At 64.8% G+C, this 25,329-nt stretch carries 24 protein-coding genes and 3 tRNA genes; 16 read left to right on the top strand and 11 right to left on the bottom strand.

All coding sequences use genetic code 11. The annotated features are described in order from the left end of the window. Window positions 1-288: 288 nt before the first annotated feature. A complete protein-coding gene (fdxA, locus tag ACUY1T_RS07155; RefSeq protein ID WP_111412930.1) occupies window positions 289-612 on the bottom strand; it encodes a ferredoxin FdxA in 324 nt (107 codons plus the stop codon). Between the two features lie 162 nt (window positions 613-774). After that, complete coding sequence (gene mutS / locus ACUY1T_RS07150; protein WP_446021365.1) at window positions 775-3,363, bottom strand: DNA mismatch repair protein MutS; 2,589 nt, start codon at window positions 3,361-3,363, stop codon at window positions 775-777. Window positions 3,364-3,606: 243 nt separating this feature from the next. Here mutS and ACUY1T_RS07145 point away from each other — a divergent pair, with 243 nt between their 5' ends. The 9 genes from ACUY1T_RS07145 to ACUY1T_RS07105 all read left to right on the top strand — a co-directional run bounded on the left by ACUY1T_RS07145 (window position 3,607) and on the right by ACUY1T_RS07105 (window position 11,128). Beyond that, the gene (locus tag ACUY1T_RS07145) at window positions 3,607-4,119 is read left to right on the top strand and encodes a CinA family protein (protein ID WP_446021363.1); all 513 of its coding nucleotides are present in this window, start codon (window positions 3,607-3,609) and stop codon (window positions 4,117-4,119) included. Between the two features lie 309 nt (window positions 4,120-4,428). Further along, on the top strand, window positions 4,429-5,493 hold the full coding sequence (gene recA / locus ACUY1T_RS07140) for a recombinase RecA (RefSeq protein WP_446021361.1): 1,065 nt from the start codon (window positions 4,429-4,431) through the stop codon (window positions 5,491-5,493). Between the two features lie 3 nt (window positions 5,494-5,496). After that, the gene (locus ACUY1T_RS07135) at window positions 5,497-5,976 is read left to right on the top strand and encodes a regulatory protein RecX (RefSeq protein WP_446021359.1); all 480 of its coding nucleotides are present in this window, start codon (window positions 5,497-5,499) and stop codon (window positions 5,974-5,976) included. A gap of 173 nt (window positions 5,977-6,149) precedes the next feature. Beyond that, window positions 6,150-8,759, top strand: coding sequence for an alanine--tRNA ligase (gene alaS / locus ACUY1T_RS07130; protein ID WP_446021357.1), 2,610 nt, complete (start codon window positions 6,150-6,152; stop codon window positions 8,757-8,759). Window positions 8,760-8,859: 100 nt separating this feature from the next. Next, window positions 8,860-10,110, top strand: a complete 1,251-nt coding sequence (locus ACUY1T_RS07125; protein WP_446021355.1) for an aspartate kinase — start codon at window positions 8,860-8,862, stop codon at window positions 10,108-10,110. Window positions 10,111-10,365: 255 nt separating this feature from the next. After that, a complete protein-coding gene (csrA, locus tag ACUY1T_RS07120) occupies window positions 10,366-10,566 on the top strand; it encodes a carbon storage regulator CsrA (RefSeq protein WP_446021353.1) in 201 nt (66 codons plus the stop codon). 100 nt (window positions 10,567-10,666) lie between these two features. Then, a tRNA-Ser gene (locus tag ACUY1T_RS07115) sits at window positions 10,667-10,759 on the top strand. 101 nt (window positions 10,760-10,860) lie between these two features. After that, window positions 10,861-10,937, top strand: a tRNA-Arg gene (locus ACUY1T_RS07110). A 114-nt stretch (window positions 10,938-11,051) separates the two neighbouring features. Continuing rightward, window positions 11,052-11,128: transfer RNA gene (locus ACUY1T_RS07105), tRNA-Arg, on the top strand. Window positions 11,129-11,342: 214 nt separating this feature from the next. On the opposite strand, the gene ACUY1T_RS07100 is transcribed toward ACUY1T_RS07105, so the two are convergent. Then, entirely contained in the window at window positions 11,343-12,305 is a 963-nt protein-coding gene (locus ACUY1T_RS07100; protein ID WP_446021351.1) for a tRNA dihydrouridine synthase, read from the bottom strand. A 170-nt stretch (window positions 12,306-12,475) separates the two neighbouring features. Between ACUY1T_RS07100 and ACUY1T_RS07095 the strand changes: the two genes are divergently transcribed. Genes ACUY1T_RS07095 through ACUY1T_RS07085 form a run of 3 tightly spaced genes read left to right on the top strand, consistent with a single transcriptional unit; the run spans window position 12,476 to window position 15,950 of the window. Continuing rightward, window positions 12,476-12,721: an OadG family protein gene (locus ACUY1T_RS07095; protein ID WP_446021349.1), complete on the top strand. Its 246-nt coding sequence runs from the start codon at window positions 12,476-12,478 to the stop codon at window positions 12,719-12,721. Between the two features lie 59 nt (window positions 12,722-12,780). Next, a complete protein-coding gene (gene oadA, locus ACUY1T_RS07090) occupies window positions 12,781-14,616 on the top strand; it encodes a sodium-extruding oxaloacetate decarboxylase subunit alpha (RefSeq protein WP_446021347.1) in 1,836 nt (611 codons plus the stop codon). Window positions 14,617-14,627: 11 nt separating this feature from the next. After that, window positions 14,628-15,950: a sodium ion-translocating decarboxylase subunit beta gene (locus ACUY1T_RS07085; protein ID WP_446021345.1), complete on the top strand. Its 1,323-nt coding sequence runs from the start codon at window positions 14,628-14,630 to the stop codon at window positions 15,948-15,950. Window positions 15,951-16,023: 73 nt separating this feature from the next. Here ACUY1T_RS07085 and ACUY1T_RS07080 read toward each other — a convergent pair whose 3' ends face one another. The 4 genes from ACUY1T_RS07080 to ACUY1T_RS07065 all read right to left on the bottom strand — a co-directional run bounded on the left by ACUY1T_RS07080 (window position 16,024) and on the right by ACUY1T_RS07065 (window position 19,362). After that, a complete protein-coding gene (locus ACUY1T_RS07080; protein WP_446021343.1) occupies window positions 16,024-16,365 on the bottom strand; it encodes a 2Fe-2S iron-sulfur cluster-binding protein in 342 nt (113 codons plus the stop codon). A gap of 188 nt (window positions 16,366-16,553) precedes the next feature. Then, window positions 16,554-18,032, bottom strand: a complete 1,479-nt coding sequence (locus ACUY1T_RS07075; protein ID WP_446021341.1) for a hypothetical protein — start codon at window positions 18,030-18,032, stop codon at window positions 16,554-16,556. A 230-nt stretch (window positions 18,033-18,262) separates the two neighbouring features. After that, on the bottom strand, window positions 18,263-18,793 hold the full coding sequence (locus tag ACUY1T_RS07070; RefSeq protein ID WP_446021339.1) for a chromate transporter: 531 nt from the start codon (window positions 18,791-18,793) through the stop codon (window positions 18,263-18,265). Next, complete coding sequence (locus tag ACUY1T_RS07065) at window positions 18,790-19,362, bottom strand: chromate transporter (RefSeq protein WP_446021337.1); 573 nt, start codon at window positions 19,360-19,362, stop codon at window positions 18,790-18,792. The genes ACUY1T_RS07070 and ACUY1T_RS07065 overlap by 4 nt, the downstream gene beginning before the upstream one ends. A 176-nt stretch (window positions 19,363-19,538) precedes the next feature. Here ACUY1T_RS07065 and ACUY1T_RS07060 point away from each other — a divergent pair, with 176 nt between their 5' ends. From ACUY1T_RS07060 to ACUY1T_RS07045, 4 genes are all read left to right on the top strand, one after another. Further along, window positions 19,539-20,195 (top strand): GntR family transcriptional regulator, encoded by a 657-nt coding sequence (locus tag ACUY1T_RS07060; RefSeq protein WP_446021335.1) that lies wholly within the window; start codon window positions 19,539-19,541, stop codon window positions 20,193-20,195. 223 nt (window positions 20,196-20,418) lie between these two features. Beyond that, complete coding sequence (locus ACUY1T_RS07055; protein ID WP_446021333.1) at window positions 20,419-21,228, top strand: creatininase family protein; 810 nt, start codon at window positions 20,419-20,421, stop codon at window positions 21,226-21,228. A gap of 55 nt (window positions 21,229-21,283) precedes the next feature. Then, a complete protein-coding gene (locus ACUY1T_RS07050) occupies window positions 21,284-21,589 on the top strand; it encodes a hypothetical protein (protein ID WP_446021332.1) in 306 nt (101 codons plus the stop codon). A 156-nt stretch (window positions 21,590-21,745) separates the two neighbouring features. Then, the gene (locus ACUY1T_RS07045; RefSeq protein WP_446021330.1) at window positions 21,746-22,405 is read left to right on the top strand and encodes a GntR family transcriptional regulator; all 660 of its coding nucleotides are present in this window, start codon (window positions 21,746-21,748) and stop codon (window positions 22,403-22,405) included. 87 nt (window positions 22,406-22,492) lie between these two features. On the opposite strand, the gene nadX is transcribed toward ACUY1T_RS07045, so the two are convergent. The 4 genes from nadX to ACUY1T_RS07025 form a co-directional block, all read right to left on the bottom strand. Beyond that, window positions 22,493-23,296 carry an aspartate dehydrogenase gene (gene nadX, locus ACUY1T_RS07040; RefSeq protein WP_446021328.1) on the bottom strand — a complete coding sequence of 268 codons (804 nt, stop codon included), beginning with the start codon at window positions 23,294-23,296 and terminating at the stop codon, window positions 22,493-22,495. A gap of 23 nt (window positions 23,297-23,319) precedes the next feature. After that, entirely contained in the window at window positions 23,320-23,655 is a 336-nt protein-coding gene (locus ACUY1T_RS07035; RefSeq protein ID WP_446021327.1) for a 2Fe-2S iron-sulfur cluster-binding protein, read from the bottom strand. Window positions 23,656-23,685: 30 nt separating this feature from the next. Next, window positions 23,686-24,702, bottom strand: a complete 1,017-nt coding sequence (locus tag ACUY1T_RS07030; protein ID WP_446021325.1) for a 2Fe-2S iron-sulfur cluster-binding protein — start codon at window positions 24,700-24,702, stop codon at window positions 23,686-23,688. Window positions 24,703-24,831: 129 nt separating this feature from the next. Further along, entirely contained in the window at window positions 24,832-25,311 is a 480-nt protein-coding gene (locus tag ACUY1T_RS07025) for a GlcG/HbpS family heme-binding protein (protein ID WP_446021323.1), read from the bottom strand. Window positions 25,312-25,329 lie beyond the last annotated feature (18 nt).

The following is a 25,329-nucleotide window of genomic DNA, read 5'->3' as shown; positions in this document are numbered from 1 at the left end:
TGCACGTGGGACAAGGCAGAGCGGGAGGCTCTCCGGCAGGATGCAACGGGATGCTATTTACGTGGTACGCCCGGTGTGACAGGAAGTCGCCTCCGGGCAAGGACGTTGCCACAGGAGAGAGGGCGGAGGGAGCCGCCCAAGGAAATGCTGGGAGCCGGGCGACCTTTGGGTCGCCTTTTTTTTGCACCAAGGAGTGCATCTCTGGCGTGGCTCAGTTCTGGCGTGGCTCAGGTACAGTGCGCCGAATGCTCGTGCACTCGGCGCATGCAAGGCGGGATGAGTCGGGGCTCAGCGCTCCAGGTACTGCAACTTGCCGGGCTTTCCGTCCCACTCCTCGGCGTCGGCAGGCGGGTCCTTCTTTTCCGCGATGTTGGGCCACACCTCTGAGAGTTCCGCATTGATGGCAATGAACTCTTCCTGGCCTTCCGGCAGCTCATCCTCCGAGAAGATCGCCTCGGCGGGGCACTCCGGCTCGCACAGGGCGCAGTCGATGCACTCGTCCGGGTGAATCACCAGGAAGTTGGGGCCCTCGTAGAAGCAGTCCACCGGGCAGACCTCGACGCAATCGGTGTACTTGCACTTGATGCAGTTTTCGGTGACGACAAAGGTCATGCCTGTCTCCCTCCTCGCAGCCGGGTCCTGCAGTTCCCGGTTGGTGATGATCGGTATTCGTATTAAGCCCAAAAGTTATAAAAAACTAACTTTTTATAAGCCAGGCACAGTTGAACGCTTCATTCTAGTCATGCCGCCCGATGTGAGCAAGCGGCGCGGCGACTACAGCTGTTCGCGCCAGGCATAGATCAATTCCAGGGCTCGGCGCGGCGTCAATCCATCCGGGTCGAGGCCGGCCAGGGCATCGAGCAGAGGGTGCGGTGCGGTGGCGAACAGGTCGTTCTGCATCGGCTTGGCTGCGCTTGCGTGGCGAGCCTCGCCACGGCTGCTCTGGTCGACTTCCTGCTGCTCGAGCTGCGCCAGTTTGTCCCGCGCCCGGGCGATGACGGATTGCGGCACGCCGGCCAGCTGGGCCACCTGCAGGCCGTAGCTCTGGCTGGCGGGACCCTCTTCCACCCGATGCATGAACACGATGCCATCGCGGTGCTCGGCGGCGGTGAGGTGCACGTTGGCCACGCCCTCGGCCTGGTCGGCCAGCGCGGTCATCTCGAAGTAGTGGGTAGCGAACAGGGTGAAGGCGCGTGTGCGGGTCAGGTGCTCGGCGCTGGCCCAGGCCAGCGATAGCCCGTCGAAGGTGCTGGTGCCGCGGCCGATCTCGTCCATCAGCACCAGGCTGTGGTCGGTGGCGTTGTGCAGGATGCTGGCGGTCTCGGTCATCTCCACCATGAAGGTGGAGCGTCCGCCGGCCAGATCATCGGACGAGCCGATGCGGGTGAAGATGCGGTCCACCGGGCCGATGCAGGCCTCGTCGGCGGGCACGAAGCTGCCGGTATGGGCGAGCAGCGTGATCAGCGCTGCCTGGCGCATATAGGTCGACTTGCCGCCCATGTTGGGGCCGGTGATGACCAGCATGCGGCGGCTGTCGTCGAGCACCAGGTCGTTGGGCACGAAGGGGGTATCGCTGACATGTTCCACCACCGGGTGGCGGCCGCCGCGGATCTCGATTCCCGGCGACTCGGCGAGACGTGGGCGCGAGAAGCCGAGCGCCTGTGCGCGCTCGGCAAAGGCCGTCAGCACGTCCAGCGCGGCCAGGGCGCGGCCGGTGCCCTGCAAGGGGCCGAGTTCGCCATTGAGCGAATCGAGCAGGCCGTCATAGAGCAGCTTCTCACGGGCCAGGGCGCGCGACTTGGCCGACAGCGCCTTGTCCTCGAACTCTTTGAGTTCGGGGATGATGAAGCGCTCGGCATTCTTCAGGGTCTGGCGCCGGATGTAGTCGACCGGCGCCTCGCGGGCCTGGGCACGGGGAATCTCGATGTAGTAGCCATGCACGCGGTTGTAGCCCACCTTGAGGCCGGCCAGGCCGGTGCGCTCGCGCTCGCGGGCCTCGAGCTGCACCAGGTAGTCGCCGGCGTGTTCGGCCAGTCCGCGGTAGTCGTCGAGCTCGGCGTCGAAGCCTTCGCGGATCACGCCGCCGTCGCGGATCACCACCGGCGGGTTGTCGTTAAGCCCTCGCGCGAGCATGTCGGCAAGCGCCGGGTAGGGCCGGATATGGTGGGCCAGCTCGTCGAGCGCGGTGCCTTCGCTGTAGCCCTGCAGTTCGCGCTGCAGCTCCGGCAGCGCCAGCAGGGCATCGCGCAGGCGGGCGAGATCGCGCGGGCGGGCGCTGTAGAGCGCCACCCGGGCAAGGATGCGCTCGACGTCGCCGATCGCCTTGAGCAGTTCGCGCAGGGCCACGAAGCCCTCCTGCTCGAGCAGCAGGGCGACGGCTGCTTGGCGCCCTTGCACTTGGCTGCGGTCGCGCAGCGGGCGGTTGAGCCAGCGCTTGAGCAATCGCGAGCCCATGGCGGTGGCGGTGGTATCGAGCACGCTGGCCAGGGTGTTGTCGCCGCTGCCGCCGAGGTTGGTGTCGATCTCCAGGTTGCGTCGGCTGGCGGCGTCGATCACCACCGCGTCGTCGCGGTTCTCGACGCCCAGGGCGGTGACGTGGGGCAGGCGCGAGCGCTGGGTGTCGCGGGCGTACTCGACCAGCACCCCGGCGGCGGTAAGCGCGGCCTCGAGGTGGGCGCAGCCGAAGCCGCGCAGGTCCTGCACCTGGAACTGGTCGCACAGCAGGCGGGTGGCGGATTCGAGATCGAACAGCCAGTCGCTCTGGCGCCGCAGCCCCTGTCGCCCCTCCAGGCTGGGCGGCAACGAGAGGCTGTCCGGCACCAGCAGCTCGGCGGGGTCGAGGCGCTGGAGCTCGGCGAGCATGTCGCCTTCGCCTTCTACCTCGAGCACGCTGAAGCGGCCGCTGGAGAGTTCCAGCCAGGCGATGCCCCAGCAGTCGCCGGCCGGGTGCACGGCCACCAGCAGGTTGTCGCGGCGGGCGTCGAGCAGTGCCTCGTCGTAGAGCGTGCCGGGCGTGACGATGCGCACCACCTTGCGCTCCACCGGCCCCTTGCTGGCCGCCGGGTCACCGAACTGCTCGCAGATCGCCACCGACTCGCCAGCCTTCACCAGGCGTGCGAGGTAACCTTCGGCGCTGTGGTAGGGCACGCCGGCCATGGGGATCGGCTTGCCGGCGGACTGGCCGCGCTGGGTCAGGGTAATGTCGAGCAAGGCGGCGGCACGCTTGGCGTCGTCGAAGAACAGCTCGTAGAAATCACCCATGCGATAGAACAGCAGCACATCGGGGTGCTCGCGCTTGATCCTGAGGTACTGGGCCATCATCGGGGTGTGGCTCGGCACGTCTGTCTTGACCGCGTCGTTCATGCTTTCTCGGCTGGTTCGTCGGTTGCGTGAAGCTTGGGAAAGGGCAAGGTTACCATGCACTGCCGGTGGTCGACATGCCGGAACGCCCCTCCCCCGGCTGCGCTCTTCCGTTGGCTGCGATTGAAGCGTGGGGTCGTTTACCACCCTGCCTGTACCGACGGGAAGGATGCGCTATGGTAGCAGGCAGTTGCAGGACAAGCGGCCGGCGTTTGCCGCCGACCCTCTCGAACAAGGAGCGATACCATGCCTCATAGCGCTTCCAGTCTGGCCAACCTCGACCTCACCACGCTTGCCGAGCGCCTTGGGCGGCGCTGTCGCGAGCGTGGCGTGAGTATCACAGCCGCCGAGTCGTGTACCGGCGGCGGGGTGGCCAGTGCGATCACCTCGGTGGCTGGCAGTTCGGACTACTTCGAGACCGGCTACGTCACCTATTCCAATGCGGCCAAGTCACGCCTGCTGGGCGTTCCCGAAGCGCTGATCGCCCAGCATGGTGCCGTCAGTCAGGCGGTGGTAGAGGCCATGGTGGCGGGCGCCTGCCGCGACAGCGGGGCCAAGCTCGGCGTAGCGATCAGCGGCGTGGCCGGGCCCGACGGCGGTACGCCGGAAAAACCGGTGGGCACCGTATGGCTGGCCTGGGGTAGCGAGACGCACCAACAGGCCGAGCGCTTCCAGTTTCCCGGCGATCGCCGTGCGGTGCGCGAGCGGGCGGTGCGCGAGGCCATCGTCGGGCTGATTCGCTACCTCGAAGCCGACTAGGAACCTGTCGGGCTTAACGCTGATCTGCTACGAGATCCGGTCTTTCGGCCAATTTGATTCGATCTGAGTCGTTAAATAGCGGGCTATTCGCCTCATCAGATCGATAAACTTGTCTCGAAATCCAAATCTCTCGCGACGATCGGTCAAATCCGACAGGCTCCTAGATCGTATTCTTCGCGTGGCTAGTCGCGCGGCGAATTTTTCGTCATACTACTGTCCAACCATACAGTGTCCAGGCGAGCTCCCCGTCGGCAGCCCGCCATTCATTTTGCACCTGCAAGCGTCAGCGTGTTCTGCGAGGAGAGCCTCATGGCACAGGATGAAAATCGTTCCAAGGCATTGAATGCCGCCCTTTCCCAGATCGAGCGCCAGTTCGGCAAGGGTACCGTGATGCGCCTGGGCGATGCGCCGAGGGTGGTGATGCCGTCGGTGTCCACCGGCTCGCTGGGGCTCGACATTGCGCTCGGCATCGGCGGCCTGCCCTACGGCCGCGTGGTGGAGATCTTCGGCCCGGAGTCCTCCGGCAAGACCACCCTGACCCTGTCGGTCATCGCCCAGGCCCAGCGCCAGGGCAAGACCTGCGCCTTCATCGACGCCGAGCACGCGCTCGACCCGAGCTACGCCGAGAAGCTCGGCGTCAACCTCGACGACCTGCTGGTCTCGCAGCCGGACACCGGCGAACAGGCGCTGGAGATCTGCGACATGCTGGTGCGCTCCGGCGGTGTCGACGTGATCATCATCGACTCGGTGGCGGCGCTCACCCCGCGTGCCGAGATCGAGGGTGAGATGGGCGACTCCCACGTCGGCCTGCAGGCGCGCCTGATGTCCCAGGCGCTGCGCAAGATCACCGGCCACATCAAGAACGCCAACTGTATGGTGGTGTTCATCAACCAGATCCGCATGAAGATCGGCGTGATGTTCGGCAGCCCCGAGACCACCACCGGCGGCAACGCGCTCAAGTTCTACGCCAGCGTGCGTCTGGACATCCGCCGCACTGGCTCGGTGAAGCAGGGCGACGAGGTGACCGGCAACGAGACCCGCGTCAAGGTGGTGAAGAACAAGGTGGCGCCGCCGTTCCGCCAGGCCGAGTTCCAGATCCTCTACGGCAAGGGCATCTACCATGCCGGCGAAGTGGTCGACCTGGGCGTGCAGTGCAATCTGATCGACAAGGCCGGTGCCTGGTACAGCTACCAGGGCAACAAGATCGGCCAGGGCAAGGCCAACGCCGCTCAGTTCCTCGAGGACAACCCGGCGGTGATGGAAGAGATCGAGAGCCAGATCCGCGGCCAGCTGCTGGCCACGGTCGCACCCAAGGAAGAGGAGGCCGGTGAGCCGGTGGCCGCCGAGGCCGAACGCGAGGACGACCTGCTCTAAGCCATGCCTGCCCAGCCCGAAGCGCGTGCGTCGTCCCCGCGGGACGACGCCATTCGCCTGCTGGCCCGGCGCGAGTACTCCCGCGCCGAGCTGGCGCAGCGGTTGGCAGCCCGAGCCCACTCCCCGGAAGCGATCGGCGCCTGTCTCGATGAATTGGCCGGCGAAGGGCTGCAGTCCGATGCCCGTTTTGCCGAGAGCTTCCTGCGTTCCCGCGTGATGCGAGGCCAGGGGCCGCTCAAGGTGCGTGCCGAGCTGGAGCGGCGCGGCGTCGATCGCTCCCTGATCGCCACGACCCTGGCCGAGGCCGAGCAGGAGGGCGAGGTCGACTGGTTCGAGCTGGCCGCCGAAGTGCTCTCGAGACGTTTCACTCACCGCGGCGATTCCCCGCGCGAACGTGCCCGCCGCGAGCGCTTCCTGGCCTCTCGCGGCTTCGATTTCGAGCAGATCCGCCATGCCCTGGAGCGCCTGGGCGCTACCGAATGACGCTCAGCTTGGGCGCCCCCCTTTAGTCGCTTGACAACTGCGCTATAATGCCTCCCTTTGCGAACGCCCTTGGTGGCGCTCCTGACACGCCAAGGCGTGCGAATTCGGCCATGCGTAGCGGCGCCGAGCGCGCCTGCCCGTCGGGTGACCACGCTCATCGCCACGGATATGCCATGAAAAGCGCAGACATCAGACAGGCCTTTCTGAGTTACTTCGAAGAGCACGGCCACACCGTCGTACCATCGAGTTCCCTGGTGCCGGGCAACGACCCGACGCTGCTGTTCACCAACGCCGGCATGGTGCCGTTCAAGGACGTCTTCCTCGGCCGTGACCCGCGTCCCTACGTGCGCGCCACCTCGGCCCAGCGCTGCGTGCGCGCCGGCGGCAAGCACAACGACCTGGATAACGTCGGCTACACCGCCCGCCACCACACCTTCTTCGAAATGCTGGGCAATTTCAGCTTTGGCGACTACTTCAAGCGCGACGCCATCCGCTTTGCCTGGACCTTCCTCACCGAGCGCCTGGGGCTGCCGGCCGAGAAGCTGTGGGTCACGGTGCACGTCAGCGACGACGAGGCGGAGAAGATCTGGAAGGAGGAGATCGGCGTCGACCCGGCGCGTTTCTCCAAGCTCGACGAGGACAACTTCTGGCAGATGGGCGATACCGGCCCGTGCGGGCCGAGTTCCGAGATCTTCTTCGATCACGGCCCCGAGGTTTGGGGCGGGCCTCCCGGTAGCCCCGAGGAGGACGGTGATCGCTACATCGAGATCTGGAACCTGGTGTTCATGCAGTTCGACCGCGACGCGGCCGGCAACCTCAATCCGCTGCCCAAGCCATCGATCGATACCGGCATGGGCCTCGAGCGCGTAGCGGCGGTGCTGCAGGGCGTGCACTCCAACTACGAGATCGACCTGTTCCAGAACCTGCTGAAGGCGGCGGCCGACGCGACCGGTCATGCGGATACCAGCGTGCCCTCGCTGCGGGTGATCGCCGATCACATCCGTTCCTGCGCCTTTCTCATCGCCGATGGCGTGCTGCCCTCCAACGAGGGGCGCGGCTATGTGCTGCGTCGGATCATTCGTCGCGCCATTCGCCACGGTCACAAGCTGGGCGCCAGCGAGCCGTTCTTCCACCAGCTGGTGGCGGCGCTAGACGCCGAGATGGGCGAGGCCTATCCCGAGTTGCGCGAGGCGCGCAGCCAGATCGAGCGTATCCTGCTCAAGGAGGAGGAGCAGTTCGCGCGCACCCTCGAGCATGGCATGAGCCTGCTGGAAGAGGCGCTCGCGGCCCTCGAAGGCGAGGTACTGCCAGGGGCGACGGTATTCAAGCTCTACGACACCTACGGCTTCCCCTATGACCTGACAGCCGACGTCTGTCGCGAGCGCGGCGTGACCCTCGACGAGGCCGGCTTCGAGCGCGAACTCGAGGCCCAGCGTGAGCGTGCCCGTGCCGCCAGCCAGTTCGGCGCCGACTACGCGGCCGCGCTGGAACTCGAGGGCGAGACCGCCTTCACTGGCTACGACAAGCTCGAGGACCGCGCCACCGTCACCGCCATCGTCGATGGCGGGGGTAACGCCCTGGCAGCGCTTCAGCCCGATCAGCGCGGCATCGTGGTGCTCGACCGCACGCCCTTCTACGGCGAGTCCGGCGGCCAGGTGGGCGACACCGGTTACCTGCACGTCGAGGGGGGGCGTTTCCAGGTGACCGACACCCAGAAGCAGGGTGGCCATCACCTGCACCACGGCGTGCTGCTCGAGGGCAATCTCAGCGTAGGCGCCGAGGTGCGTCCCCAGGTCGACGCCGGGCTGCGCGCGGCCACCGTGCGCAACCACTCCGCCACCCACCTGATGCACAAGGCGCTGCGCCTGGTGCTGGGCGACCACGTGCAGCAGAAGGGCTCACTTGTTACCGCCGAGAGGCTGCGCTTCGACTTCAGCCACTTCGAGGCGATGACGCCGGAGCAGCTCGCCGAGGTGGAGCGCTTGGTCAACGAGCAGATACTCGCCAACGCGCCGACCCGCATCGAGCAGATGACCCTCGACCAGGCCAAGGCCAGGGGAGCGGCGGCGCTGTTCGAGGCCAAGTACGCCGACAGCGTGCGGGTGTTGACCATCGGCGCCGACGGCTTCTCCATCGAACTGTGCGGCGGTACCCATGTGGCCCGCAGTGGCGACATCGGTTGCTTCCATATCGTCGCCGAGCAGGGAATTGCCGCGGGCGTACGGCGCATCGAGGCGATTACCGGCGAGGGTGCATTGGCGTACTTCCGCGAGCAGGAAGCGCGCCTGGGGCGCATCGGCGAGCGCCTCAAGGCCAAGCCGGAGCAGGTCGAGGAGCGCGTCGAGTCGCTGGTGGAACGCAACCGCAGCCTGGAGAAGGAACTCGAGCGGCTCAAGGCCAAGCTGGCCAGCGCCGCAGGCAGCGACATGCTCAGCCAGGCGCGCGAGATCAATGGCGTCAAGGTGCTGGCTACGCGGCTCGAGGGCGTCTCCGCCAAGGAGCTGCGCGGCGTGCTCGACCAGCTCAAGAACAAGCTGGGCTCGGGCATCGTGGTGCTCGGCGTGGCGGACAGCGAAGCCGGCAAGGTAAGCCTGATCGCGGGTGTCACCGACGACCTGACCGGCAGGGTCAAGGCCGGCGAGCTGGTCAACCACGTGGCGTCCCAGGTCGGCGGCAAGGGCGGCGGCCGCGCCGATATGGCCCAGGCCGGCGGCAGCGACGTCGCGGCGCTGCCAGCGGCGCTGGAGAGCGTTCCCGCCTGGGTCGAGCAGCAGCTTCAGTAAGGCGTACAGGGCCGGCGACCGTGATGTCCCGGCCCTTTGACTTTGGACGACTTTCACTCATCCGAGCGTGCTTCGCTCGACAAGCGAGGGAAAACCGTAGATGGCACTATACGTACAGAAATTCGGCGGCACCTCGGTAGGCTCCGTGGAGCGTATCAAGGCCGTGGCCGATAAGGTCAAGGGCTTCCGTGACGATGGCCATCAGGTCGTGGTCGTGGTTTCCGCCATGAGTGGCGAGACCAACCGCCTGATCGGCATGGCCAACGAGATCAACGACGAGCCCACGCCGCGGGAGATGGACATGCTGGTCTCCACTGGCGAGCAGGTGACCATCTCGCTGCTGGCGCTCGCCCTGCACAAGCTCGGCGTGCCGGCGACCTCCTACACCGGCTCCCAGGTCGGCATTCTCACCGACAGTGCCCACACCAAGGCGCGTATCCAGCGCATCGAGACCGACGAGATGCGCGACGACCTGGACGAAGGCAAGGTGGTCGTGGTGGCCGGCTTCCAGGGCGTCGACGAAGAGGGCAACATTACCACCCTCGGTCGCGGCGGCTCCGATACCACCGGGGTGGCGCTGGCCGCGGCACTGGGTGCCGACGAGTGCCAGATCTACACCGACGTCGATGGGGTCTATACCACCGACCCGCGGGTGTGCTCCAAGGCCCAGCGCCTCGACAGCATCACCGTCGAGGAGATGCTGGAGCTGGCGAGCCTCGGCTCCAAGGTGCTGCAGATCCGTTCGGTGGAGTTCGCCGGCAAGTACAATGTCCCGCTGCGCGTGCTGTCCAGTTTCCAGGATGGCCCCGGCACCCTGATCGTTGCTGAATCCGACCAAGACGAGGACTCCATGGAAGAACCGCTGATCTCAGGCATCGCTTTTACCGCCAACGAGGCCAAGCTGACCCTGCTCCACACTCCTGACGTGCCGGGCGTGGCCTCGCGTATCCTGGGCCCGATTGCCGATGCCAACATCGAAGTCGACATGATCGTGCAGAACGTGGCACCGGCCGGCGACTACACCGACTTCACCTTCACCGTGGCCAAGGGCGACTACAAGAAGACCCTGAAGATCCTCGAGGAGCAGGTGATTCCCGACCTGGGCGGCGGCGAGGTCAACGGCGATGACAACATTGCCAAGGTCTCCCTGGTCGGCGTAGGCATGCGCTCCCATGCAGGCGTGGCCGCCAAGATGTTCCGCGTCCTGGCTGACGAGAACATCAACATCCGCATGGTCTCCACCTCGGAAATCAAGATTTCCGTGGTGATCGACGAAAAGCAGATGGAACTCGCCGTGCGTGCCCTGCATACCGCTTTCGGTCTGGACAAGGCCGATATCGAAAGCGAATAAGGCAAGCAACAAGAAAATTAACAAGGTACGGACGGCTTGCAACCGGTGCCTGTTCTACGCTGGGGAAGTCTGCCGCGATGAGCGGTTTGGCTTCCCTTCAACGCTGTCATGATGTCATGGTGGGGTTGGTGGTGGTGCACACTGGGCCAGTGTTACATAATGCAAGCGACAACCATGTGTTACTTAATGCAAAGCAACTAAGCGTCGGGGATCGACGCGCATCCCGTTGCTAGTCGTCTGAGAAGGAGATCAGTCATGCTCATCCTGACCCGCCGAGTCGGAGAAACGCTGATGATCGGTGATGACATCACCGTGACCGTCCTTGGCGTCAAGGGCAATCAGGTCCGCATAGGCGTCAATGCGCCCAAGGATGTCGCCGTACATCGTGAAGAGATCTACCAGCGCATTCAGCGTGAGAAGTCCGACGATGAGGGGGGAAGCAGCCCCTCTTCGTGAGTCCGTGCTCTCTTCCGGCCGTTTGGTGTAGAGAAACAAATAGCTGAATACGCTGGACAAAGGGGAACGGAAACGATAGGATATGCGCCGTGTCGTTGAGGGAGAGGTGGCCGAGTGGCTGAAGGCGCTCCCCTGCTAAGGGAGTATGGGGTTTATAGCCCCATCGAGGGTTCGAATCCCTCCCTCTCCGCCATGCGACATGTTGCCTCGTCCGATGCGTGATGTAGTTCGAAGCGTGATGTAGTTCGAAGCGTGATGTAGTTCGAAGCGTGATGTAGTTCGAAGCGTGATGATGCGCCCGTAGCTCAGCTGGATAGAGTACCTGACTACGAATCAGGTGGTCGGAGGTTCGAATCCTCCCGGGCGCGCCACGATTGCGAAGTAAGCATGAGTGGAAGTGAGCATGAGTATTCGTGTTTGAATACCTAATCTCTCGTCGTGCGGTTCGAGGCAGGGGTATCCATAGCAAGTAGTTCTTGCCATCAGCGCCCGTAGCTCAGCTGGATAGAGTACCTGACTACGAATCAGGTGGTCGGAGGTTCGAATCCTCCCGGGCGCGCCAGATTTCGACCCGTCCTCGTCTCGAGGGCGGGTCTTCTGCTTCTGGCTCCTGTGCCTTGTCACCGGGGTCATGCGTATCGACTAGCCGAGCCGGCATGGGATGATGCCGGTCGCGCGATCGTTTGGGTGCCCTCGTGACTCGATGGCACCCTTTTTTTGTCCTGTCTCTTGTCTGCTTGCCGCCTTTCCCATTCTGCACGCTTCGCCGCTTGCGCTTAGGCGGGCTCGAGGCGGCTACGGGCCCGTTCCTGGCGCTCGGGGGCAAGCCCCGCCAGCAGTATCTCCAGGTCGTTGATGCGCTTTACCGCCTGGAAGCGCCGGGCCGCTTCGGCATCGCGCTGGCGCATGTGGTTCAGCCATTGCTTGATCAGGGAAGTGACAATCCGGTCGGGAAGTGTGGTACGCTGCAGCGCAGCAAAATCGGCAAGAATGGTGGCGCGTACCCGCCAGGGCGTAGCGGGCAGTTGTTCGCCGGTAGCCAGCCAGTGGCGAATGCGCGATGCTAGCCAGGGGTCGGCAAGGGCGCCACGCCCAAGCATGACGTCACGACAGCCGGATAGCGTGCGCGCCTTCCAGTAGTCCTCGAGACTCCAGATGTCGCCATTGGCGACGACCGGGATGCGCAGGTGCCGGCGGATGCGGCCGATCCATTCCCAATGGGCCGGGGGGCGGTATCCCTCGTCGCGGGTGCGGGCGTGAACGACGAGCTGGGTCGCACCGCCGTCTTCCGCCGCCCTGGCGCAGTCGAGCGCCAGGCGCCGGTGGGAGAAACCGAGGCGGATCTTGGCCGTTACCGGTATCTCGCTGCCTACGGCCTGATGCACCGCCGACACGGCGGCGTGCACGCGGCGCGGGTCGCGCAGCAACGAGGCGCCGCCGTCATGGCGGTTGACCAGCTTGGCCGGGCAGCCGAAATTGAGATCGATGGCGCGAGCGCCAAGCTTTCTCGCCTGCACGGCGTTGGCCGCCAGTGCCGCCGGGTCGCTGCCGAGCAGCTGCAGCGTTACCGGCACGCCCGAGGGTGTCGTGACGCCACCGTCGAGTTCGGGGCAGTGGCGCAGGAAGACCCGTGGAGGCAAGCGTGCATCGACGACACGGACGAATTCCGTCACCGTCCAGTCGAAGCCGGGCAGGCGGGTCAACAGGTCGCGGGTATGGGCATCGATCACGCCCTCCATGGGGGCGAGCCCGATCCGACCTTGTAGTAAAACAACAACTTTGTCTTCCACCATGACGCGCTTGCAATATATCCAGAGTGTGGCAGTTTATATGGCCATCTTTTAACGCTTGCCGGCAAATTTGCGGCCGTTTCTCAACAAGTCGTGCACAAAAAATTGGGAGAGAGCGCATGCAGGACGTGCAGTTGCTACTCGACGGCCTGGCCCTGATGGGGGTCGGCATGGGGTTCGTTTTTGTTTTTCTTACGATTCTCGTGCTGGCTACCGTTGCGATGTCAGTGGTGATTCGCCGTCTGGCGCCCGCTCCCGTGCCCCCGGCCGCCACGCCGGCCTCGACTTCCCCTGACCGAGCGGATGACGCCGAACTGATGGCCGTCATCAGCACCGCCGTTCATCGCTATCGCCGCCGCCGCTGATCAGTGCGCCGCGAAGGCCAATACTACTACACAACACGCCACCTACGGGGTTCATCTTCATGAGTGAGATCAAGCGCCCGCTGGGCATCACCGATGTCGTACTGCGCGACGCCCACCAGTCGCTGTTCGCCACCCGCATGCGGCTCGACGACATGCTGCCGATCGCCGAGAAGCTCGATCGCGTTGGCTTCTGGTCGCTGGAATCCTGGGGCGGTGCCACCTTCGACGCCTGTATCCGCTACCTCGGCGAAGATCCGTGGGAGCGGATACGGGCGTTGAAGGAAGCCATGCCCAACACGCCGCAGCAGATGTTGCTGCGCGGCCAGAACCTGCTCGGCTACCGCCACTATGCCGACGACGTGGTCGACAGGTTCGTCGAGCGTGCCAAGACCAACGGCGTCGACGTGTTCCGCGTATTCGACGCCATGAACGACCCGCGCAACCTGGAGCGGGCCATCCAGGCCGTGCGCAAGGTGGGTGGCCACGCCCAGGGCACCATCTCCTATACCGTGAGTCCGGTACATACCCTGGATAGCTGGGTGGAGCTGGCCGAGACCATCGCCGACATGGGCGCCGACTCCCTGGCGATCAAGGACATGGCCGGCCTGCTCGCGCCTTATGACGCCTATGAGCTGGTCACGCGGCTGAAGAAGGCGCTATCGATTCCGATCCACATGCAGTGTCATGCCACCACCGGCATGTCCACCGCGAGCATCCTCAAGGCGGTCGAGGCGGGCATCGACAACGTCGACACGGCGATTTCCTCGATGTCGATGACTTACGGTCACAGCCCCACCGAATCGGTCGTGGCCATCCTCAAGGGCACCGATCGTGACACCAACCTCGATCTCGAACTGCTCGAGGACATCGCCGGCTACTTCCGTGAGGTGCGCAAGAAGTACGCCGCCTTCGAGGGCTCGTTGAAGGGCATCGACTCGCGCATCCTGGTGGCCCAGGTGCCGGGGGGCATGCTCACCAACATGGAAGGCCAGCTCAAGGAGCAGGGCGCCGGCGACAAGCTCGACGACGTGCTGGCCGAGATTCCGCGCGTACGCGAGGACCTGGGCTTCATCCCGCTGGTCACGCCCACCTCCCAGATCGTCGGCACCCAAGCGGTGATGAACGTGATGATGGGCGAACGCTACAAGTCGATCTCCAAGGAGGTCCAGGCGCTGCTCAAAGGCGAGTACGGCGCCGCGCCGGCACCGTTCAACAAGGAACTGCAGGGCCGTGTGCTCGAGGGTGGCCAGCCGATTACCTGCCGTCCCGCTGACCTGCTCGAGGACGAGATGGAGCGTCTCGCCGCCGAGCTTCGGGGAAAGGCCAAGGCTGACGGCATCCGCCTGGCCGAGGGCGAGCGCGAGATCGACGATGTGCTGACCTACGCGCTGTTCCCGCAGATTGGGCTCAAGTTCCTCAAGAACCGCGACAACCCCGATGCCTTCGAGCCGGCTCCCCAGGCGCCGGGCCAGGAAGCGGCTCGCGCCAACCTGCCGGTCGCTTCCCAGAAGGGTGGGGCCGAGGGCAAGGTGCCGGCTCAGGCCAGTGCGCCTGCCGGTCCCGAGACATATACCGTCAAGGTCAACGGCAAGCAGTACGTGGTCGAGGTCGCCGAGGGCGGCGAGATCGGTGCTGTATCGGAGCAGCCGGCTGCCCAGCCCGTCGAGAGCGCGCCGGCTTCCTCCGGCGAGGCGATCACCGCACCGCTGGCCGGCAACATCTTCAAGGTCAACGTGCGCCCGGGCGATGCGGTCAAGGAGGGTGACGTAGTCATCATCCTCGAGGCCATGAAGATGGAAACCGAAGTGCGCTCCGCCAGCGCCGGCACCGTTTCCGAGGTCAAGGTCGGTGAGGGCGACAGCGTCACCGTCGGCGACACCCTGATCGTGCTCTAAGGGCCAATACCATGGAAAAGCTATTGACCCTGTGGGAGGGTTCCGGCCTCTACAACCTGACGCTGGGCCAAGCGGTCATGATTGCCGTGGGGCTGGTGCTGCTCTACCTCGCCATCCACAAGAAATTCGAGCCGCTGCTGCTGGTGCCGATCGGCTTCAGCGGGATACTGTCCAACATTCCCGAGGCGGGGCTTGCTATCTCGGCGCTGGATCAGGCCATCGAGGTGGCGCGTCCGGCGGTGCTGCAGCAAATGGCAATGGCGCTCGGCGCGACGCTTGATCCGTTGGCCGGTGTAGAGGCGTGGCGGGGTACGCTCAAGGCAATAGTCGACAACGGCGCGTCACCCGATCAGCTGCGTGCCGCCCACGACGTGGCGGTCAACGTCGGTTACAGCGACGGCATGCTCTATGTCTTCTACTCCGTTGCCGTGGCCTCGGGCATCGCACCGCTGCTGATCTTCATGGGCGTGGGGGCGATGACCGATTTCGGCCCGCTGCTGGCCAACCCGCGTACCCTGTTCCTGGGGGCGGCGGCGCAGTTCGGCATCTTCGCCACCCTGTTCGGTGCGGTGGGGTTGTCGTCGCTGGGCTGGATGGATTTCTCGCTGCAGCAGGCCGCTGCCATCGGCATCATCGGCGGCGCCGACGGCCCGACCTCGATCTATGTCTCGAGCGTGCTGGCACCGGAGCTGCTGGGGGCCATCGCCGTGGCCGCCTATGCCTACATGGCGCTGGTGCCGATGATCCAGCCGCCGATCATGAAGCTGCTCACCACGCGTCGCGAGCGTGAGATCGCCATGACCCAACTGCGGCCGGTCTCCAAGCTGGAGAAAATCGTCTTTCCGCTGCTGCTGTTGATGCTGGTCGCGCTGTTCCTGCCCGATGCGGCACCGCTGCTGGGCATGTTCTGCTTCGGCAACCTGATGCGTGAGTGCGGCGTGGTGGAGCGGCTGACCGATACCGCCCAGAACGCCCTGATCAACATCGTCACCATCGTGCTCGGCCTCGCCGTGGGGTCGAAGCTGATGGCCGAAAGCTTCCTGGCAGTGGAAACGCTGGGCATCATGGGGCTGGGCATGGTGGCCTTCGCCATCGGTACCGCGGCCGGCGTGCTGATGGCCAAGCTGATGAACCTGGTGAGCCGCATGCCGATCAACCCGTTGATCGGCTCGGCCGGCGTCTCGGCGGTGCCCATGGCCGCGCGGGTCTCCAACAAGGTGGGGCTCGAGGCCAATCCGCACAACTTCCTGTTGATGCACGCCATGGGGCCCAACGTGGCCGGTGTGATCGGCTCGGCGGTGGCTGCAGGGGTGATGATCAAGTACCTGGGCTGATCGAAAGCGCGAACGAAGAGCCCGTCAGCCAAGCTGGCGGGCTCTTCGCGTTCCCGATGTCCTGAAAGAAGGACTAGGAAGTAGTGACGCTACCGGCGCGGCGCTGGCTGCTGGTGGCGGCAGGCGTGTCTTGGACCAGCTCGAGATCCTCCTCGACCCATAGCTGGCAGGCAAGTCGATAGCCCTGCTCGAGACGTGTGCCGAGCATCTTCTTTTCCTTCCAGTTGGGCTCGGGCAGCGCTTCGCCACCCTTGACCACCTTGCACATGCACTTGGCGCACTTGCCCATGCCGCAACCGTAGCTGAGGTGTGGATAGGGGAACTGGCGGATTCCAGCGCGCACCACCAGGTTGGTGTTGGGCTGGACTTCGCCTTCGAAGATCTCGCCATTCTTGTGGATCTTGATCAGGGGCATGGCATTCACCTGGTTCGTTGTCGTCGGGACGGGCCTTGGAGGTAACGCGACGTTGAGTGCGTCGCTCATGGCGTATGGTATACCATGTGCCATGAATACGATGTCGTCAACCTTTCGAGTGCATCGTACGGCTGGAAATGCGCCACCCCGGCATCGATGCGCTGGGGTGGCGCGGCCCGCGCGTGGCGTCAGAGCAGCAGGATGGCGAGCACCGATGCCACGACGATACCGGAGATCACCGGCACGAAGTTGCGCCGGACCAAAGCCGAGGGGCTGACGCCGGCGATACCGGCATCGGCCGCCACGCCGAAGGCCCACGCTGCGAGCGTGCCGCCGCCGGCGAAGATGGCCGCTACCTGACCCAGGGCGGCCAGCACATGTACGTCGACACCGGCACCGGTGCCCAGTGCACCGGATAGCGAGCCCACCAGCGGCAGGCCGGAGAAGCCGGAGCCGTCCATGCCGGAGAGCAGGCCGATGAAGGCCATGCCGAAGGTCAGCAGGAAGACGTTGCCATCGATGTAGTGGCCGATGTTGTGGCCGATGTCGAACAGGTAGCCGGCGGCACTGGCGCCGATGACCTGCGAGGAGTGCTCGGGGTGGCCGAGGAAGAAGAAGCCGGCGATCGGGATGATCGGGGCGAAGATCTTGATGGCGAAGAAGAAGCCTTCACGGGTATAGGTGCTGATGCCATCCAGGGCGTGATGGCCGTGGGAAGCGAACGAGGAGAGCACCAGCAGTACGGTGGCCGTGCCGCCCAGCAGCGCCGTGGCACCGCCGCCGCGAATCGCCTGGTCGGGCATGAACAGGGCGCGATAGATCATCAGCCCCGCGATGCCGAGCAGGATCGCCGGCACGGCGATGGCAAAGAGGCGTGCGTAGGGTCCGGCTTGCGGTTCGCTCGACTCCTTTACGGTATCGGCCTGGACGGCGGCGGCTCCCGCCGAGCGCGGCGCGAAGACCTCGTCGTTCTTGGGTGCCTCCAGTACGCCGGAGCGCATGTCGCGGCGCAGGTGCAGGCAGGCGATGGTGATCGCTACGACGCCCACGACGAAGGAGAACAGCAGGGTGTAGGGTACCAGTGTGGTGGTCTCGATACCTGCGGCACCGGCGGTGAGGCGGCTGGCTCCCTGGATCACCGGGTCGGCGGACAGCGCCATGCCATGACCGAACAGGTTGACCGCCATGGCGGCACCGATGGCCGGCAGGCCTACCTGCATGGCGACGGGGATCAGGACAGTGCCGACCAGGGCCACGGCCGGTGTCGGCCAGAAGAAGGCGGCGGCAATATACATGGTGATGCCGACGACGAAGAAGGCGGTCCAGGGGCCGATCATCAGCTTCTTCATCGGTGCCACCATCATGCGGTCGGCTCCTTGGTGCTGCAACGACTTCAGCATGGCGACCATCAGCGCGATGACCAGCATGATGTCGAAGAGTTCGGTGCCGGCATTGAGCAGGGCGCGGAAGACCACCTGCACGGCGAAGATCAGCTGGTTGAGGCCGCCATCGTGAGGCGCTTCGGCCAATAGGCCCAGCATGAAGATACCGGCAATGGAAGGGATGATGACTCCCTTGCGGAAGCCGATGGAAACGAAGATCGCCAGGATCACCAGAAGGAAGACCCAGTGCGACGCGGTGAGTTGTACCTGTTCGAGTTGTTCCATGTTGCACCTTGTCGTGTCGTCAGGCTTGGCGATGGCGGCGCCGAGGTCATCGGGCGGCTCATCGAGTACTTGTCGTTGTCGGTTGCTGCATTGCCACGGTTGCGTTTGCCTTGCATGTCACGAAAGCGGTGCTGGCGTCTTTCGCGCATGAGCTGCGTCAGGGCGGGGGTCGTTGCATGGCATTCTCCCATTGAAAAGGTGGCTATCCGTGAAGAACCGGTGGCCGGCTGCTAGCCCAGCAGCAAGCCTCCATAGACCAGCGCGCCGGCAACCACGAGGGCAGGGTGCGCCTTGAAGTGAAGCAGGGCGATCGCCGCCGCTGCCGCGATCAGCAGGGAGTGAACGAGCCCGGCTCCGGCCAGGGCTTCGGAGAAGAAGCTCACTACCAGGCCGGCCATCATGATGGCGATGACGGGGCGCACCCATTGGCTCATGCGCTTGACCCGGGGCGAGTCGCGATGGCGGTAGAGCAGTCCCAGGGCGCCCAGCATCAGCAGCAGGGTGGGCACGACGGTGGCGAGAACGGCCACGATGGCACCGCCGACGCCAGCCACTTCATAACCGACGTAGCCGGCCATCTTGGTGGCGATCGGGCTTGGCAATGCATTGCCCAAGCCCAGCACCTCGGCGAATTCCTGGGCACTCATCCAGCCGTAGCGGCCTACCACCTCCGCCTCGATCAGCGGGATGATGGCCGGGCCACCACCGTAGCCGACGATGTTGGGAATGAAGAAGGCGAGGAAGAGCTGAGCGTAGATCATCGGGCGGCCTCCTCGGTCGTCTTGCCTTTTGCCAGCGGCGGCAGCATGGCCGCGACCAGCAGCGCACCTATTACCAGGCCGGGGTGAATGCCGAGCCCGTAGATCAACCCGCCCGCGACACCGGCCATGAGCAGGCTCACCGCCCAGCCCAGTGCCAGGCGCGACTTGTTCATGAAGTCCCAGGTGAGCTGGGCCATCATCACCATGACCACCGGCACTACGCCCTGCCCCATGCCATGGATCCAGCTCACCTCGCGATAGCGGCTGAACAGGCCGAGCAGCAGGATCATGGCAATGATCATTGGCAGGATCACCGCGAGCACGGCGTTGATGCAGCCGAGCGTGCCGCCGACGCGAAAGCCGATGTAGCCAGGCATCTTGGTGGCAATGGGGCCCGGCAGCGTATTGGCGATGGCCAGCACGTCGGCGAACTCCTCATCGCTCATCCAGGCGTGACGCTTGACCACTTCCTGGTGTACCAAAGGGATCATCGACGGGCCTCCGCCGAACCCGAGCAACCCGATTCGGAGGAAGGAGAAGAACAGCTTTCCCTGTGGCGATGGCGTCATGTCAATGGGTGTCCTTGTCTGAAAACCAATGGTTATTTCTTCAAAAACAACATCATGTAAAGGTCTTGTTTGTATTTTTTATAGAAATAATCGATTATTTGGCCTAGATTAGGTTGCGCGGGAGCGATTCGTCAAGACCGGTATACCAAATTCCAAAAAGCGAATGGAGTCACGCCATGAACGAAATCCTCAAGCAGGGCAGCGCGACTGCCGCGAGCAGGATCTACGAAACGCTGCGCCAGGATCTGCTCAATGGCCGCTACCGTGCAGGCGAGCGGTTATCGATTACCTTGTTGCGCGACACCTATGAGGTGGGCCTGAGCCCGCTGCGCGAGGCACTCAACCGCCTGGCAGCCTATGGCCTGCTGCACCAGGAGAATCAGCGTGGCTTCCGGGTGTTGGAGCTATCGCTCGAGGAGCTTGGCGACATCACCGAGATGCGCCGACAGCTCGAGGGGATGGCGCTCGAGCTGGCCATCCGCCACGGCGACGAAGAGTGGGAGTCCCAACTGCTCGCGGCTAACCACCGGCTGGCGCGCGCCGGTGACCACACGCCGGTGGTGGAGTGGGAGCAGCTGCATTCGCGCTTCCACAATGCCCTGGTGGCCCCCTGTGGCTCGGCCTGGCTGCTGCGCTTCATCTCCCAGCTTCACGACCAGTTCGACCGCTACCGGCGAGTGGCGCCGCGCGCCCTGGAGTTGCGCCACCAGCTCGACTCCCAGCACCAGGAACTGGTGGATCTGGCACTGGCCCGCGATGCGCGTCGTGCCCGGGCGCTGATCGAGGAGCACATTACCCTTTCCAGTGAAGTGGCCATGCGCAGCTGCCGCTAGGCGTCGCCCGGAAGCGTCGGCACTCCCGGCTGTCGGCACAGCAGGAAGAGTCCAGCGGGTCTTTACAGGGTGGTGGGATTCGGCTAGTGTTGGTTTATGGTATACCAAATACGACAGCGCCTTGCCCTGATGACAACACGCTGCCTGTCGTCGAGACTCGATCGTGCAGGCGCCGGAGGAGAGCGGGATGGAAAGTCAGATGGAAAGTCAGATGGAAAGTCGGATGGAAAGTCAGACGAAAAGCTACGTGCTGACGGAGATGACCTGGCCAGAGGTCGAAGACGCGCTGAAGAGCGTCAGGATGGCCATCGTGCCGGTCGGCGCCCACGAGCAGCATGGGCCGCACATGAACGAGAGCTGCGATGCGGTACTGGCCACCGAGATGGCCAAGCGCCTTGCCGCTGCGCTGCATCCGCAGGTCCTGGTGACTCCCACGGTCAACATGGGGGTCTCTCCCCATCACCTGAACTTTCCCGGCACCATCAGCCTGCGTCCCGAAACCCTGCTGGCCGTGCTGCGTGACATGGTCGTCTCGCTGCAGCGCCATGGGATCGGCAAGGTGCTGTTCCTCAATAGCCACGGCGGCAATCAGGCCACGTTGGGCCTGGCCTGCGCCAGCTTCGCCCAGGAACTGGGCGTGGAGTGCTACTACGCCAAGACCACGGCCTCCGCCAAGAAGGCCATGAAGGAACACATTTCCTCGACCCTGTTCGGTCACAGCTGCGAGCGCGAAGTCTCCGAGGCGTACTACCTGGCCCCCCACCTGGTGCGCCCGGAACGGCTCGAAAAAGGCGATATCGCCCATGGTGGGCGCTGGGAGGGGATGCGCCCGGGCAACCCCCTCCAGGGCTTCTACTACTACGAGGAGATGACCCGCAACGGCTGCATCGGCGATGCCACCCAGGCGAGCCATGCGATCGGCAAGGCCATCGTCGAGGAGGCGCTCGAGGAGCTGTCGGCGGCGCTGCGCCCGCTACTGGCCGAACCTGCCCAAGCCCAGGCTGAGCCGGGTGAGAGAGAGCTTGCTACCTGAAGGGCCACTAACGAGAAACGAGCAGGTGGCCGAACCGCAACAAGAGAGCACTGATATGTACATCATCCTGACAAGCAAGCTGGGCGAATACGATGCCAGGCCGGGGCAGGGTATCGCCCCCGTCGAATCCTACGAGTACTTCTTCTACGGCAGGAAGAAGGCCGATTTCACCATTGCCGAGGTCAGCGGCGACCAGGGCCGGGTCAGCATCGTCGAGACCGGCGAGGGCGGCAAGACCAACAGCGTGCCGCTGAAGTTCTTCGAACGCTTCGACACGGTCGAAGCGGCGCGAGCCGAACTCGAGCAACTGGTGACCTTTGGCAGCATCGACGCACGCCTGGTGAAGGCGCCGCTGCACTGAGGCTTGCCAGTGAATCCGTCGTGACCCCCGTGCCCCTCGGCACGGGCCGTGTCTGCCTGCTTCTGGCCCTTCGTGTACCAGATACCGTTGCGCTGCCTCGATATGCTAAGATGCCGGTTCCTCTCCCTAGCCTCGAGACAGCCGAAGGTAGCCCGAATGGCAGAGACCTGGACCCAGGAAGACCTCTCTCCGATCCGTGACAAGGTATACGCCTACCTCAAGGACGCCATCCTGCGCGGTGAGTACAAGGCCGGCGACCGCCTGGTCGAGCGGGTGCTGGCCGAGAAGCTCAACATCAGCCGTACCCCCATTCGCGAGGCGCTGTTCCGCCTGGAGACCCAGCGCTTCGTGCGTACCGTGCCGCGCAAGGGCGTGGTGGTCAACGAGATCACCCAGGCGGAGATTCTCGAGGTCTTCATGATCCTGGCCTCATTGGAGTCGCTGGCGGCGCGTCTGGCCGCACAGAAGGTCAATGACGAGATCGCCGCCGAGATCGACCAGCTCATGGCCGAAATGGATGAAGCCCTGCAGGACGGTGGCGGTGATGAGGTGGAACTCAACGTCAAGTACAACGACCTGATCGGCCGGGCCTCCGGCAATCCCAAGCTCCACGAGATGCTGGTTGACCTCAAGGATTACGTGCGCGCCTTCTCCAATCTCAGCGCCGCCCTGCCGGGGCGCACCAAGGAAGCGTTGCGCGAGCACCAGGACATCCTCGGCGCTATCCGTGGCGGCGAGGAGGACCTGGCCGAGAGCTTTACCCGCATCCACCTCGAGAAGTCGCGCAAGGCCTACATGAGCCGATCGCAGGTCTGACGGAAAAGACGCAAGGCAGGACGAAACGAGCCGGGCGCCGCATTGCGAGCGCCCGGCTTCGTTGTGACCGTCATTGGCCGACAGCTGCTAGCCGATGACCAGCGGCGATGTGAGGTTCTTCAGCGCCCGGGCCACGCTCATGGCAACGATGTAGCCGGTCTTGGGGTTGCTCGGTGAAGGCGTGTTCTGTACCTCGATGCGCACCTCGCCGAACAGCCCCTTGGCGGAAACCTCATGCACGTTCTTGTCGATGGTGGGGTCGACCAGCACGCGCACCTCGGTGGCCTCGAAGCCCACGCCGGCCAGGCTCAGCGCCGCCGAGACGTTGACGCTCTCGGGAAACGCGCGGGACGACTCGCGGGCGTTGCCTTCGAAGATCGTCGTTGGTTGGGTTACCCGGTCGAGGTCGACCACCTCCTCGGCAAAGGTGCCGCGCCAGGCTTTCACCGGCTTGCGAGTGGTCAGCGTGACCCGTTCCAGCGGGCCCTGGGCGGCGGCAGCGATGCGGTCGAGTCCGGCGATCGCTGCCGAGGGCACCAGCACTCGTTTGCCGTGTCGGCTGGCGCTGGCCATGACCCGGTCGTAGAGTGCCGGGTCGCAGAAGGCGCCGACCGATACCACCATCAAGTCGCTGCCGTTGGCCAGTGACCTCTCGGCGTAGCGTATCACCGCCTCGTGACCTGCCGTTTCGACTATCACATCGGGGTGGCAGGCGAAGAAGGCCTCTTCGTCATCGGTGATCGTGCAGCCTTCCAGCGAAACGTCGTCGTACTTGCCGGCATCGCGTACCAATACGCCGGCCAGGCGGGCGTCTCCCGCCTGGCCGCCGAGGATGGCCTCGGCGACATCCCTGCCCGCCGTACCGTAGCCGATGAGTCCAACTCGGGTCATATGCCTGTCTGTCATCGCTTGCCTCACGCCTCCGCCTTGGGTCTGACCTGGCGTGCGCCTGCACCGCCCTTGGGCGCCTCCTCCCAGGAGACCTTGACGTCGCCCTTGAGGAAGGTCTGGCAGGCCAGCCGGTAGCCCTGCGCGAGTTCCTCGGCAGAGAGCAGCTTCTCTTCCTTCTTCTTCACGGCATCGGTGTTCTCGCGGCCCTCTTCGACCAGGCACTTGCAGGTGCCGCACAGGCCGCCGCCGCACTTGAACGGGATGCCACCCTTCTCGCGCAGCGACACGCGCAGCAGGTTGGAGTCCTCGGGCGCGCTGACCACCTTGCCGTCGTTGGTGATGAAAGTGATGTCCGGCATGTCGATTACCTCGCTGAATCCGATGATGCGTCAGGCCACGCTGCCTTCGAGCTCATGGGTGAAATTGAAGCTGTCGGCAAAGATGCGCTCGACGTCGAGGCCGCGCTGGGAAAAGCTCGTCTTGGCAGCGGCGATCATCGGCGGCGGGCCGCACAGATAGGCATCGAAGGCGCTCAGGTCGTCGAAGTCCTGGCACACGGCCTCGTGGACGAAGCCGCGCCGGCCGCCCCACTCGGGGTCGGCTTCCGACAGCACGGGTACGTAGCGGAAGTTGGGCAGCGTGCGTGCCCATTGGCGCAGCTGTTCGTCGAGATAGAGATCTTCCGCGCGACGCACGCCCCAGTAGAGCGCGATGCCCGGACGGCTGGGGTCGTCCTTGAGCGACTCGACGATGCTCTTGATCGGCGCCAGTCCGGTGCCGCCGGCTACCATCAGCAGCTCACGGGGGCTTTCGGCATCGTGCCGGAAGGTGCCGTGGGGAAGCTCCACGTCGAGGGTGTCGCCAGGCTGGTAGTGGGTCTCGAGTCGGCCGGTGAAATGGCCGCCGGGTACGCGGCGGATATGGAAGTCGAACAGCTCGCCGTTGGGCGGCGAAGCCATCGAGAAGCTGCGTGGACTGCCATCGTCCAGCATCACGTTGAGGTACTGGCCCGGGTGAAAGACCACTTCGCTTGCGGTGGGGATGCGCAGCACCAGGTGGGTCACGTCGTGGCTGAGCTTCTCCAGCCGTTCGATGGTGGCGACATGGAAGTCGGCCGGTATGTAGCCCGCCGGCAGCAGCTTGGCGCTGATGGTCAGGTCGCTCTGGGCGCATGCCTGGCAGGCCAGCGCGTAGCCCTCCTCGGCCTCCTCCTCTGTCAGGCCGAAGGGGAACTCCTCGTAGTCGACCGTGCCTTCCAGCAACTTGACGCGGCAGGCGCCGCAGCCACCGAAGCGGCAGTCGTGGGCGAGGGGGAAGCCCGCGCGTTCAGCGGCCTCGAGCAGCGGTTCTCCCGCTTGGGCTTCGAAGCTTTCTGACGTGTCGGAGAGAGTAATACGATAGCTCATGGCAGCCTCCTGGAGCTCACCCGTGCCAAGGCAGGGTCTTGTCGTTGTCGCCGGGTGTCGGTGCTTGGCCGGTCGTCAGGGTATCGGCATGGGCGCAGGCCACATGCCGATCCGCAGTTTCGGCCTGGCTTACTTCTTGATGTCGGCCTCGACCACCACCTCGTGGCCGGACTCGCGCAGGTGATCCTGCAGCGCTTGCAGGGCCGCCAGCCCGGCCTGGGTGTCCTGCTCGCCGTTGCCGCCGCTCAGGCCAACCCCGCCGATCACCTCGCCGTCGACCACGATCGGGAAGCCGCCGACGAACACGGCGAACTTGCCCTCGAAGCTCCACTGAATGCCGAAGGCCTCGTTGCCGGGCAGGGCGGGGCCGTTGGGGGCGGTGTTGAACAGGTGGGTCGAACGCTTGTGGCCGGCGGCGGTGAAGGCCTTGTTCCAGGCAATCTGCGGGCCGGTGACGCGGGCGCCGTTCATGCGCTCGAGTGCCAGGGGGTAGCCGCCGTCATCGACCACGCAGATGGTCTCCAGCACGCCGATCTCCTCGGAGCGCTGCTTGGCGGCTTCCACCATCAGCTTGGCTTCTTCCAGTTCCAGTCGAAAAACCTGTTTCATGAGGGTCACCTTCTCGTC

Source organism: Billgrantia sp. Q4P2 (genome assembly GCF_052806135.1).
The sequence above is the reverse complement of the archived record's forward strand: the minus strand, read 5'-3'. Positions and strand labels throughout refer to the sequence as shown.